Source organism: Allobosea sp. RCC_152_1 (genome assembly GCF_041360765.1).
Classification (GTDB): Bacteria; Pseudomonadota; Alphaproteobacteria; order Rhizobiales; family Beijerinckiaceae; genus Allobosea; species Allobosea spartocytisi.
This window is the reverse complement of the sequence record NZ_JBFUPU010000001.1, coordinates 37,214-49,292: the sequence shown is the minus strand read 5'-3', so window position 1 is coordinate 49,292 and position 12,079 is coordinate 37,214. Positions and strand designations below refer to the sequence as shown.

Here is a 12,079-nt window from a genome sequence, read left to right as displayed (position 1 = left end):
TGCCATGAAGAGCCGGGCCGACCAGTTGCTCGTCGAGCGCGGCTTCTTCGAGAGCCGGGCCCGTGCGCAGGCCGCGATCGCGGCCGGGCTGGTCACCGCCAATGGCACCCCCGTGCGCAAGGCCTCCGAGATGGTGGCCGCTGATGCGGTGCTGACCGCGCAGGCGCCGCATCCTTACGTCTCGCGCGGCGGGCTGAAACTGGCGGGCGCGCTCGATGCCTTCGGCTTCGATCCACAGGGTCTGGTCTGCCTCGATGTCGGCTCGTCCACCGGCGGCTTCACCGACCTGCTGCTGAAACGCGGTGCACGCCATGTCGTCGCCGTCGATGTCGGGCGTGACCAGCTCCATGCTTCGCTGCGGTCAGACCCGCGCGTCACCAGCTTCGAGGGACAGGATATCCGCACGCTGGCTGTCGAAGCGCTGCCCGAGCGGCCGAGCCTCGCGGCGATCGATGTCAGCTTCATCTCGCTCAAGCTCGTGCTGCCGGCGGTCGCGGCGCTGCTTGCGCCTTCGGCTGGAATCGCGGCGCTGATCAAGCCGCAATTCGAGGCGGGGCGGGCGGCGCTGAAGAAGGGCATCGTCCGGGACGAGGCGATTCAGCTTCAGGTCTGCGACGAGATCGTCGGATTGCTGGGCGAGCTGGGCTTCACCGTTTCTGGGCCGATCCTCTCTCCGATCGAGGGTGGCGACGGCAATCGCGAATTCCTCGTCGGCGCGCAGCGCTGGCATCGGACCGAAAAGTGGAATCCACTTTTCGGAGAGATCTGATGCTGAGACAAAGCGCCTGATCAGCGCGCCAGCAGCGCGTCGATCTCGCCTTGCAGGCTGGCATCGTCGAAGGTCGCGATGTCGATCGTGCCGTTGGCGTTGATGAACTGGGTCGAGCGCGTGATGAGCCTGCGCAAGGCCTCGCTCGCCACCTCGATGATCGTCGGCAATTCGGCAGGGCGCGGCTTCTCGACGAGGAGCGCGGTCACCGTCGCAACGAGGCGAGCCATGGAACGGCAGACCTCCTCGAAGCTCTTGCGCCGCGCCGGGTCAAGCCGGTCATAGGCGACCAGCGCCTCGCCAGCGCAGCGCAGAGCCGATATCTCGAAATGCCCGCGATAGCAGAGGTTTCGCCAGGATTGCAGGTCTTCGATGACGCTGTCGTCGCTCTCCGCCATCTCGATCAGCATCAACGCTTCGCTGTAGCGGTTGAGGAAATCGGTCGAGAGACGGGGGGCGCGGAGCCCGTCCGTCCGATCAGCCGCCTCGCCGGCCTGCAATTGCGTCGCGGAGACGGTCATCCTGAGCCCCAACTCGCCGCGACTATGGTGGGCCAAACCCCAACAAAGTGTTGCTTTGCTCTGCCGCTATCGCGCTAAACAGGCGCCATGTGCGGACGCTATGCGATCACCCTGCCCCCCGAGGCGATGCGCGCGAGCTTCGGCTATCGCGAGCAGCCGAATTTTCCGCCGCGCTACAACATCGCGCCCACGCAGCCCGTGCCGATCGTCAGGCTGCATGACGGGGCGCGGCAGTTCCTGCTGATGCGCTGGGGCTTCATTCCCGGCTGGGTCAAGGACCCCAAGGATTTCCCCCTCGTCATCAATATCCGCATGGAGAGCGCGGCCGAGAAGCCCTCCTTCCGCCACGCACTGACGCGGCGGCGCTGCCTGCTGCCGGCGGACGGCTTCTACGAATGGCGCCGCTCCGGGACGGGGCGGCAGGCGCGCGCCGACGCCTTCCTGTTCCGCCGGCCGGATCGCGGCTTCTTCGCCTTCGCGGCGCTCTGGGAAACCTGGCATTCGCCTGATGGTTCGGAGATCGACACCGTCGCGATGATGACCGGCCCGGCCAACGGCACCATGGCCGCGATCCACCACCGTTGCCCGGTCATCCTCGACCCGGCCGATTACGATGCCTGGCTCGATCCGGGCGCCGCGCCGCAGCAGATCGATCGCCTGCTCAAGCCGCCACCGGACGCTCTGCTGGAGCCGGTCGCGATCGGACCCGCCGTCAACAAGGTGGCGCATGACGGGCCGGAAGTGCAGGCGCCAATGGCGGAGACGGTGCCGGAGCCTCCCGCGGCCGAGCCGGCGAGCCATGCGCGCAAAGCGACCCGGCGTCCCGTCGATGATGGGCAAGGCAGCCTGTTCTAGCGGCGGAATCATGCTCTGATCGTGCAAAAGCACGATGAGGAGAACGCGCAGATGCACGGCCGCCGCCCCACCATGACCTCCCGCCACGGCATGGTCGCCGCCGCACATCCGCTCGCAGCCCAGGCCGGGGCCCGGCTGCTGGCCCAGGGCGGCAACGCCTTCGACGCCGCCGCAGCCACAGCCGCGGCGCTCAATGTCGTCGAACCCTTCATGTCCTGCCTCGCCGGCATGGGCTTCGCAACGTTATGGGTCGCAGCCGAGCAGCGGGTGCGGGTGCTCGATTTCGTGCCGCCGATCCCGGCGAGCTTCCCGGTCGAGCGCTTCAGCAAGCGCTCCGATCTCGAACGCGGCGCCCTCTCGGTCGCCGCGCCCGGCAACCTCGCCGGCTGGTGCGAGCTGGTGAAAACCTATGGCCGCAAATCGCTGCCGGAGATCTTCGCGCCGGCGATCGCGCTCGCCCGGGACGGTTTCGCTCTCGCCGAATTCGGCGCGGCGGAGTTCGAGGAGAACGACCCGCTTCTGAAGACATACCCGGCGCTTTATCCGGCCTGGTCGAAGAACTACCAGCCCGATGGCGCCCTGCATCTCGGCTCGCTGCTGGTCCAATCCGATCTCGCCCGGACGCTGAGCGAGATCGCGGAAAAGGGACCGGATCACTTCTATCGCGGCGCGCTCGGCGAGACGATCGTGGCCCATCTCCAGGCGCTCGGCGGCTCGATGACGATGGCCGACCTCGCGGCAGTGAAGACGGTGTGGCGCGAGCCGCTGGCCGCGAGCTTCAAAGGGCTTTCGGTGCATGTGCCGCCGCCGCCCTGCGAAGGCTTCCAGTTCCTGCTGACGCTGCGCCTGCTCGAAGGTCTCGATCTCGCCTCGCTTCCCAGGGACGGCGCGGACCATCTCGACCTCGTCTATCGCGCGATCCGCCTCGCGGCGGGCGAGCGCATCGCCCACAACAATCCAAGCCCGGAGACGCTCGCCGAGATTCTGTCCGAGGCTTCCGTCGCGCGTTTGCGCCAGCGCCTCACCGACGGCAAGCCGGTGACGGGACCGACCGAGCAATGGACGCCACAGGAGAAGGAGGATCCGGCGCATACCACCTCCTTCTCGATCGCGGATAGCGAGGGCAACCTGATCTGCATCACGCAGAGCCTCGGCAGCCCCTTCGGCAGCGGCGTCGTAGTGCCCGGCACGGGGCTTTGCCTCAACAACTTCCTGTACTGGGCGGATGTGCAGACCGGCAGCCCGAACCGGGCCAAGCCCGGCGATGCGCTGGCCATGTGCATGTCGCCCTCGATCTCGACGCGCGACAGCAAGCCGGTGCTCGCGCTCGGCACGCCCGGCAGCTACGGCATCATGCAGACGCAGGCGCAGGCCATGGTGCAGCATCTCGTCTTCGGGCTGCCGCTGCAGGAGGCGATCGAGGCGCCGCGCGCCCGGCTCTGGGATGGGCGCCTCGTCGAGATCGAGGACCGGATCGCGCCGGAGACCATCGCCGAACTCGTCCGGCGCGGCCATGATGCGAAGGCGTTCGATGTCGGCTGGACGATGCGCTGCGGCGGCATGCAGGCGGTCGCAGTCGATCCGGCGACCGGCGTGTTCACCGGCGCCGCCGATCCACGCCGCGACGGCTACGTCGCGACGCCCTGAATCAGCTCACGATCTCGGCGCGAAACGCCCAGCGGGTCATCCGCCGCTCGACCAGGGCACAGAGCGCGTAGAGCGCCATGCCCATGATGGCGATGGAGAACAGGCCGGCGAAGGTGGTCGGCGCGTCATTGCGCGCGCCGGCGGACAACATCAGGAAGCCGATGCCGCGATTGCCGCCCACCGTCTCCGACAGCACCGAGCCGACGAAGGCGAGCGTCACCGCCACCTTGAGGCTGGCGAAGAGATAGGGCATCGCGCGGGGCACGCCGACCTTGGTCAGGATCTCCCATTGGCTCGCGCCGAGCGAGCGCATCACGTCGCGCATCTCGGGCTCGATGGTGGCAAGCCCCGTGGCGACGTTCACGACGATGGGGAAGAAGGAGATGACGAAGGCGGTGATCACCGCCGGCAAGGCGCCGACGCCGACCCAGATCATCAGGATCGGCACGATCGCGACCTTCGGGATCGCGTTGAAGGCGATCAGTAGCGGGTAGAGCCCGGCATAGATGAAGGGCGATGCGCCAATGGCGAGGCCGAGCAGCAGGCCGAAGCCGATCGCCAGCGCGAAGCCGATGATCGTGGTCCAGAGCGTCTCCAGGCAGAAGCGCAGCAGGATGTCCCAGCGCTGGACCATCGTCTCGAAGATGCGGCTCGGACGCGGGGCCAGGATTTCCGGTACGTCGAAGACGATGCAGGCCAGTTCCCAGAGCAGCAGCAGCCCCGCCATGGCGAGCCAGGGCATGGCGACAAGCAAAAGACGCTTCTGTCTCTCCGTCATGATCTTTGTCCAACCGGAGGCCGCATCACGCATGCTCCATGTGGATGCGCTCGCGCAGTTCGTGGACGATGTCGACGAATTCGATCTCGAAGGTCGTCTCCAGCGTGCGCGGACGCGGCAATTCGATCTTGCGGATCTTGACGATTTTACCGGGGCGCCGGCTCATCACATAGACGGTGTCGGCGAGATAGACCGCCTCGCGCAGATCGTGCGTGACGAGCACCGCGGTGAAGCGGCGCTCCATCCAGAGCTTCTGCATCACGCTCCAGAGCTCTTCGCGGGTGAAGGCGTCGAGCGCGCCGAAAGGCTCGTCGAGCATCAGGATATCCGGCTCGTGGACGAGCGCGCGGCAGAGACTCGAGCGCTGCTGCATGCCGCCGGACAACTGCCAGGGATATTTCTGGCCGAAGCCACCCAGGCCTACCGACGCCAGCAGCGCCTCGACGCGCGCGACGTATTCGGCCTTGTTGGCGCGGAAGCGGCGCTTGTGCGGCTCAACCACCTCCAGCGGCAGCAGGATGTTGTCGAGCGTGGTGCGCCAAGGCATCAGCGTCGGCGCCTGGAAGGCCATGCCGACGCCGCGGATCGGCCCCTTCACCACCTGCCCGTGCACGCGAACCTCGCCGCCGCTCGGCGGCAGCAGGCCGGTGACGAGCTTCATCAGGGTCGACTTGCCGCAGCCGGAAGGGCCGACCACGGCAATGAACTCGCCCTTGGCGATGGACAACGTCGCATCCTCCAGCGCCAGCATGCGCGCGGGGCCGCTGCCATAGGCAAGGCTGACCTGTCGCAGTTCGACGAGGGGCGGTTCCGAACTGTCAAGCATAGGCAGCGTCATCACCGGCAGGCGTGGGGAACCCCTCTCCCGGATGGGAGAGGGGCAGGGGTGAGGGACTGCGGGTCATCGTCGATACGACAAGGAGCGGCTGCGCCTTCTGCGGGAAAGGCAGGCCCTCATCCCTGCCCTTCTCCCACACGGGAGAAGGGTTCCCCGCATTCGTCATTCCGCTCATCGCTCTCTTCGGCACCCTTCATGAATCAAGGCGCAACCATCCGCTCGGCCTTCGGCGGCAGGAACTTGCCCGTGAAGACCTTGTCCGGCTCGGGCGCCGCGGGCAGGCCGAAGGCCTCGGCCACGTCCTTGACCGAGCGGGCGAAGCGCGCCGGGTCGACATCGCCCATGCCGTTCTCCTTCACGTAAGGGGTCAACACGTTCATCTTGAGCGACATGTCGAGGCGCTCGGCCTCAAGCTTCTCGTCGATCAGCGGGTCGCGCTTCTTGGCGGCGGCGATGCCGAGCGCCGGATTGGCGGCAACTTCCTTCCAGGCCTTGGCGGTGGCGCGCAGGAAGCCGGTCACGACCTCCGGCTTCGCGGCCAGCGCCGGCGAGACGATGATGCCGTTGCCGTACACGTCCATCTTGTAGTCGGAGTAGTTGAACGAGACGACATCCTCGGCCTTCACGCCGCGCGCCTTGAGGTCGAGAATCGACGAGAAATAATGACCGGAGATGAAGTCGACCGTGCCCTGCACCAGCGACTGCTCGCGCAGCTGCGGCGTCAGATTGACGTGCTGGACGCTTGCCGCGTCGATGCCGACCTTCTTGGCGAAGGCCGGAAACAAACGGAAGGAGGCGTCGAAGACCGGGGCGCCGAGCTTCTTGCCGGCGAGATCGGCGGGCTTCGTGATCCCGCTCTTCTTCAGCGCGTGCACGCCGAAAGGCGGAAAGTCATAGGCCATGAAGACGCAGAGGATTTCCTTGCCGGCGTTCTTGGCGTTGTATTCGATCAGCGAGTTCACATCGGCGAAGCCGATATCGTAGGCGCCGGTCGCGACGCGCTGGACGGCGCCGGCCGAGCCCTGGCCCGGATCCATGGTCACGTCGAGCCCCTCGGCCTTGTAGTAGCCCTTGTCGAGCGCGACGAGGAAGGGCGAGGTCGGCCCCTGAAAGACCCAGTCGAGCGTGAACTTGACCGGCGTCTGGGCGGTGGCGGGCGCTGCCGAGGCGAGCGCCAGGGCACAGCCGGCAGCGGCTGCGGCCAGCGCGCGGCGGGTCATCCCCCTGCCCTTCGCCGCCGCATTCTTCGAAACCCCACGCACCACGCCGATCATCTGAGCCGACCCCCGATTTTTGATTGTGCTTCAAAGGCTAAAGAGGGGCCCGAAAGCGGTCAATCAGGTGGAAAGGCCGTCCTGCCAGTTTTTTAGGCAGCCGTGCAGGCAGGTGCGTCACTCTCGACCGCAGCTTACTTCGCGGCCAGCATCGCGCCCGGATTGAGCACGCCCCTGGGATCGAGCGTCTGCTTGATCGCGCGCATCAGGTCGAGCTCGACCGGGTCCTTCACTCCCGGCAGCAGGTCGCGCTTCAGCCGGCCGATGCCGTGCTCGGCCGAGATCGAACCGTGCAGCTCCGTGACGATGGCGTGGACCGCCTCGTTCATCTCGCTCCAGCCGGCGAGATAGGCCGCCTTGTCGGCGCCGACCGGCTGGCTGACGTTGAAATGGATGTTGCCGTCGCCGAGATGGCCGAAGGGCACCGGCCGGCAGCCCGGGACCATCGCCTCGACCACCGCGATGGCGCGCTTCAGGAACTCCGGCTGGGCATGGACCGGCACGGAAACGTCGTGCTTGATCGAGCCGCCCTCATAGGTCTGCACCTCCGACATCATCTCGCGCAGCTTCCAGAAATCGGCGCGCTGGGTCAGCGAACCCGCGAGCGCGGCATCGGTGACGATGCCCTTCTCCAGAGCATCGCCGAGGAAGGCCTCGACATGCTCGTCGAGCCCGGCGGCTGACTGGGCCGAGACCTCCATCAGCACATACCAGGGCGACGGCTCCGAGAGCGGATCGCGCGTGCCCGATGCGTGGCGCAGGACGAAATCGAGGCCGATGCGCGGCATCAATTCGAAGGTGGTGAGCGTGCCGCCGGCGCCGGCCTTGGCGGCGTTGAGCAGTTCCAGCGCCGCTTCCGGGTCCGGCACGGCGAGGAAGGCGGTGGCCCGCGCCGCCGGCAGCGGGAAGAGCTTGAGCACGGCCGCCGTGATGATGCCGAGCGTGCCCTCGGCGCCGATGAAGAGGTCCTTCAAATCGTAGCCGGTGTTGTCCTTGCGGAGCTGGCGCAGACCGTTCCAGATGCGACCGTCCGGCAGCACGACTTCCAGGCCCAGGCAGAGCTCGCGGGCATTGCCATAGGCCAGCACGGCGGTGCCGCCGGCATTGGTCGAGAGGTTGCCGCCGATGGTGCAGGAGCCTTCCGAGGCCAGCGAGAGCGGGAAGAGCCGTCCGGCCGCTTCCGCCGCATCCTGCGCCCGCTTCAGCGTGACGCCGGCTTCGACGATCATGGTGTCGCCATCGGTATCGACCGCGCGGACCTTGTCGAGACGCTGCAGCGAGAGGATGATCTCCCTGCCCTCGGCGATCGGGATCTGGCCGCCGACGAGACCCGTATTGCCACCCTGCGGCACCAGCGTCGTGCCGGTCTCGGCTGCGAGCTTCACCAGCTCGGCAACTTCGGTCGTCGAGCCGGGGCGGACGATGCCTTGCGCCTTGCCGCGGAAGAGATCGCGCCATTCCTTGAGATAGGGCACCATGGCGTCGGCATCGGTGACGATGTTCTTCGCGCCGACGATGCCGGCCATGCGATCGAGAATTGCGCTCATCCTGAAGTCCTAGCCCTTCCTGCCGCGCCGGAACACGCCGACGAGCTCGACATGGGCGGAATAGCGGAACTGATCGACCGGCGTCACGCCTTCCAGCGCATATCCGCCCGCAACCAGCGTCGCAGCGTCTCGCGCGAAACTGCCGGCATCGCAGGAGACGTAGATCACGTCCCTGACCTTCGAGGCCGCCAGCCGCTTCGCCTGGGCCTCGGCGCCGGCACGCGGCGGGTCGAGCACGACGACGTCGAAACCGTTGAGCTCATGCTCCAGCAGCGGGCGGCGGAAGAGGTCGCGCGTCTCGGTCGCGATGGCTTTGAGCCCCGGCGTCGCGCCAAAACCTTTCGCCAGCGCCAGCATCGCGGCCTTGTCGCTCTCGACGGCGAGAACCTGCATGCGCTCGGCGATGCGGAAGCTGAAGGGGCCGCAGCCGGCGAAGAGATCGGCGGCGCGCTTGCCCTTGGGCAGAGCCGCCGTGACGAGATTCGCCAGCGTCTCCTCCCCCAGCACCGTCGCCTGCAGGAAGCCGCCGGGCGGCGGGGCGACGAGCGCCTTGCCCATATGCTGCAAGGGCGGACGGCGCTCGACGACGATCTCGCCATGGTTGGAGAGCCGGGCGAGGTCGAGCCGCTCGGCCAGTTGGGTCAAGGCGAGCCTGAGCTTGTCGCCGAGCGGTCCGTGGCCGCGCATATCGACGTCGAGCCCCGCTTCGGAGGCGGTGATCTGGATGTCGAGCGGCTTGTTCGCCCCGCCCATCCGGTTCGCCAACATCTGCGCGGCGGCTGGTGCCCGGTCGAGGCCCGGCGCCAGCACCGGGCAGGCCTCGACGGGAACCAGATCGTGGCTGCGCGCCGCCATGAAGCCGACGACCATCGCCTCGCCCTCGCGGCGGGCGTGGAAGGTGACGCGGCGCCGCCCGGCACCATGGGCGTCGACGAGATCGGCCACGGGCGCCTCGATGCCGGCGCGGCTCAGCGTGGTCACGACCTGCTGGCGCTTCCATTCGCGATAGAGACCGGGTGCCATGTGCTGCGCAGCACAGCCGCCGCAACGGGTAAAGAGCGGGCAGATCGCCGCGATGCGGGATTCGGAGGGCGCGATGATCTCGACGAGCTGGCCGCGATCGCCATCGACCACGGCGCGCACGGTCTCGCCCGGCAGCGCATAGGGAACGAAGATGCTGCCGGCGGGCGCCTGCACGATGCCATCGCCCTTCTGGCCGAGGCGATCGATGGTCAGGACTTCGTTCATCGCAAGGCGAGGCGAAGCATCCGGAGGCGGATTCGATCGGGCGGCGGGCATCGTGACAATCTCCGGCGCAGAGCCGGCCTGCTGATGACGGGAACGAGGCTTTCGCCTATCAGGTCAGGGACGAATTGGGAAATCCTGCCATGACTATCCGCGACGGCGTCATCGAAGCCATCGGCAATACCCCGCTCATCAAGCTCGAGCGCGCCTCGGCGGAAACCGGCTGCGCCATCCTCGGCAAGGCCGAGTTCATGAATCCCGGCCAATCGGTGAAGGACCGCGCCGCGCTCGCGATCATCCGCGACGCCGAGGCGAAGGGGCAGCTGAAGCCGGGCGGCGTCATCGTCGAGGGCACGGCGGGCAATACCGGCATCGGCATCGCGCTGGTCGGCAACGCGCTGGGCTATCGCTCGGTCATCGTCATCCCGGAGACGCAGAGCCAGGAAAAGAAGGACATGCTGCGGCTCGCCGGCGCGACGCTGGTCGAGGTGCCGGCCGCGCCCTACGCCAACCCGAACAATTACGTGAAGGTCTCCGGCCGCCTCGCCGAGGAACTGGCGAAGACCGAGCCCAACGGCGCGATCTGGGCCAACCAGTTCGACAATGTCGCGAACCGGCAGGGCCATCTCGACACCACCGGCCCGGAGATCTGGGAGCAGACGGCAGGCAAGGTCGACGGCTTCATCTGCGCGGTCGGCTCGGGCGGCACGCTCGCCGGCGTCGGCATGGCGCTGAAGGCTCGCAATCCGAAGGTGACGATCGGACTGGCCGATCCGATGGGCGCGGCGCTCTATTCCTATTACACCAGCGGCGTCCTCAAGTCGGAGGGCTCCTCGATCACCGAAGGCATCGGCCAGGGCCGGATCACCGCCAATCTGGTCGATGCACCCGTCGATGCCGCCTTCCAGATCCCCGATGCGGAAGCGGTGCAGATCGTCTTCGACCTGCTGGAGCATGAGGGGCTGTGCCTGGGCGGTTCATCGGGCATCAACGTCGCCGGTGCGATCCGGCTGGCGCAGCAGATGGGGCCGGGCCACACCATCGTGACGGTGCTCTGCGACTACGGCACGCGCTACCAGTCGAAGCTGTTCAACCCGGAGTTCCTGCGTTCGAAGAACCTGCCGGTGCCCGGCTGGCTGGAGCGCGACGGCTCGGCGCTGAAGCAGGTCGTCGCGAAGGTGATGGCCTGAGGCGGCAGCCGCCTCAGGCCCTTCAGCTTCACGCCGCCCGCGGCGTCGCGTCGATCGCGTCGATATCGCCGGCGCGGTCGTATTGCGCCTGGTCGAGCATGCCTTGGCGCTTGGCCACGAGGGTCGGCACCAGCGCCTGGCCGGCGACGTTCACCGCCGTGCGGCCCATGTCGAGGATCGGGTCGATGGCGAGCAGCAGGCCGACACCGGCCAGCGGCAGGCCGAGCGTCGAAAGCGTCAGCGTCAGCATCACCGTCGCGCCGGTGAGGCCGGCGGTCGCGGCCGAGCCGATCACCGAGACGAAGGCGATCAGGACGTATTCCTGGATGCCGAGCGGCACGCCGTAGAACTGCGCGACGAAGATCGCGGAAATCGCAGGGTAGATCGCGGCGCAGCCGTCCATCTTGGTGGTCGCGCCGAGCGGCACGGCAAAGGCGGCGTATTCGCGAGGGACGCCCAGGCTCTTCTCGGTCACGGCCTCGGTCACCGGCAAGGTGCCGATCGAGGAACGCGAGACGAAGCCGAGCTGGATCGCCGGCCAGGCACCCGCGAAAAAGCGCACAGGCGAAAGCCCGTGCAGGACGAGCAAGGTCGGGTAGACGACGAGCAGGACGATGGCGAGGCCGAGGTAGATCGCGAAGGCGTACCAGGAGAGCTGCTCCAGCGTCTGCCAGCCATATTGAGCCACGGCATTGCCGAGCAGGCCGACGGTGCCGATCGGCGTCAGCCGGATCACCCACCACAGGATCTTGCGGACGATCGCCAGGAACGACTCGTTCAGCGCGAGGAAGCTGTTGGCGCGCTCGCCGACCTTCAGCGCAGCGACGCCGACGACGATCGAGATCACCAGCAGTTGCAGCACGTTGAAGCCGAGGCGGGTGGTCGCCCCGCCACCGTCGACCCGCGTCGTCGCCTGCAAGCCGAGCATGTTGGCAGGCACGAGCCCCTTCAGGAAGTCGAGCCAGGAGCCGACCGTGCCCGGCGCCTTGGCGCTGGCGGCGACCACGCCGGCATTGATGCCGGGCTGGATCAGAACGCCGAGCGCGATGCCGATCAACACCGCGATGAAAGCGGTGACGGCGAACCAGAGCAGAGTCTGCCAGACCAGCGCGGCTGCGTTGGAGAGCTGGCGCAGATTGCTGATCGAGGCGACGATCGCCGTGAAGATCAGCGGCGGCACCAGCGCCTGCAGCAATTGCACGAAGATCGAGCCCGTGGTCGCGAGCGTGGTCGTGAGCCAGTTGGGCTGTCCGGCCGCATCCGGGCCGATGTTGCGCGCGACCCAGCCGAGCGCGAGCCCGACCACCATCGCGGTCAAAACCTGGAAGCCGAAGTTGGAATAGAACGGCTTAGCGCCGGCAGCGGACGAACCGCTCCGGGATGTCGATGTTGTCATGGCAAGAGCTCGTCAATCG

At 67.5% G+C, this 12,079-nt stretch carries 11 protein-coding genes; 4 read left to right on the top strand and 7 right to left on the bottom strand.

The features are described 5' to 3' along the window. Nucleotides 1-4: 4 nt before the first annotated feature. Complete coding sequence (locus tag AB6806_RS00245; protein WP_142020216.1) at nucleotides 5-769, top strand: TlyA family RNA methyltransferase; 765 nt, start codon at nucleotides 5-7, stop codon at nucleotides 767-769. Between the two features lie 20 nt (nucleotides 770-789). Here AB6806_RS00245 and AB6806_RS00240 read toward each other — a convergent pair whose 3' ends face one another. Beyond that, complete coding sequence (locus tag AB6806_RS00240; protein WP_142020215.1) at nucleotides 790-1,290, bottom strand: hypothetical protein; 501 nt, start codon at nucleotides 1,288-1,290, stop codon at nucleotides 790-792. Between the two features lie 87 nt (nucleotides 1,291-1,377). Between AB6806_RS00240 and AB6806_RS00235 the strand changes: the two genes are divergently transcribed. Both AB6806_RS00235 and AB6806_RS00230 read left to right on the top strand, forming a co-directional pair. Then, entirely contained in the window at nucleotides 1,378-2,145 is a 768-nt protein-coding gene (locus AB6806_RS00235; protein WP_142020214.1) for an SOS response-associated peptidase, read from the top strand. 51 nt (nucleotides 2,146-2,196) lie between these two features. Then, on the top strand, nucleotides 2,197-3,792 hold the full coding sequence (locus AB6806_RS00230) for a gamma-glutamyltransferase family protein (RefSeq protein ID WP_142020213.1): 1,596 nt from the start codon (nucleotides 2,197-2,199) through the stop codon (nucleotides 3,790-3,792). Nucleotide 3,793: 1 nt separating this feature from the next. Here the strand turns inward: AB6806_RS00230 and AB6806_RS00225 are convergent, their stop codons facing one another. The 5 genes from AB6806_RS00225 to AB6806_RS00205 all read right to left on the bottom strand — a co-directional run bounded on the left by AB6806_RS00225 (nucleotide 3,794) and on the right by AB6806_RS00205 (nucleotide 9,477). Next, a complete protein-coding gene (locus AB6806_RS00225; protein ID WP_038362391.1) occupies nucleotides 3,794-4,570 on the bottom strand; it encodes an ABC transporter permease in 777 nt (258 codons plus the stop codon). Nucleotides 4,571-4,595: 25 nt separating this feature from the next. Continuing rightward, on the bottom strand, nucleotides 4,596-5,396 hold the full coding sequence (locus AB6806_RS00220) for an ABC transporter ATP-binding protein (RefSeq protein WP_133562120.1): 801 nt from the start codon (nucleotides 5,394-5,396) through the stop codon (nucleotides 4,596-4,598). Nucleotides 5,397-5,608: 212 nt separating this feature from the next. Next, the gene (locus AB6806_RS00215; protein ID WP_112763522.1) at nucleotides 5,609-6,628 is read right to left on the bottom strand and encodes an ABC transporter substrate-binding protein; all 1,020 of its coding nucleotides are present in this window, start codon (nucleotides 6,626-6,628) and stop codon (nucleotides 5,609-5,611) included. 188 nt (nucleotides 6,629-6,816) lie between these two features. Continuing rightward, nucleotides 6,817-8,229, bottom strand: a complete 1,413-nt coding sequence (locus AB6806_RS00210) for an FAD-binding oxidoreductase (RefSeq protein WP_142020212.1) — start codon at nucleotides 8,227-8,229, stop codon at nucleotides 6,817-6,819. A gap of 9 nt (nucleotides 8,230-8,238) precedes the next feature. Next, the gene (locus tag AB6806_RS00205) at nucleotides 8,239-9,477 is read right to left on the bottom strand and encodes a class I SAM-dependent RNA methyltransferase (protein WP_142020211.1); all 1,239 of its coding nucleotides are present in this window, start codon (nucleotides 9,475-9,477) and stop codon (nucleotides 8,239-8,241) included. A 140-nt stretch (nucleotides 9,478-9,617) separates the two neighbouring features. Between AB6806_RS00205 and AB6806_RS00200 the strand changes: the two genes are divergently transcribed. Beyond that, nucleotides 9,618-10,664, top strand: a complete 1,047-nt coding sequence (locus AB6806_RS00200; protein ID WP_142020210.1) for a cysteine synthase A — start codon at nucleotides 9,618-9,620, stop codon at nucleotides 10,662-10,664. Between the two features lie 28 nt (nucleotides 10,665-10,692). On the opposite strand, the gene AB6806_RS00195 is transcribed toward AB6806_RS00200, so the two are convergent. Continuing rightward, nucleotides 10,693-12,060 (bottom strand): dicarboxylate/amino acid:cation symporter, encoded by a 1,368-nt coding sequence (locus AB6806_RS00195; RefSeq protein WP_370953880.1) that lies wholly within the window; start codon nucleotides 12,058-12,060, stop codon nucleotides 10,693-10,695. Nucleotides 12,061-12,079: the final 19 nt, after the last annotated feature.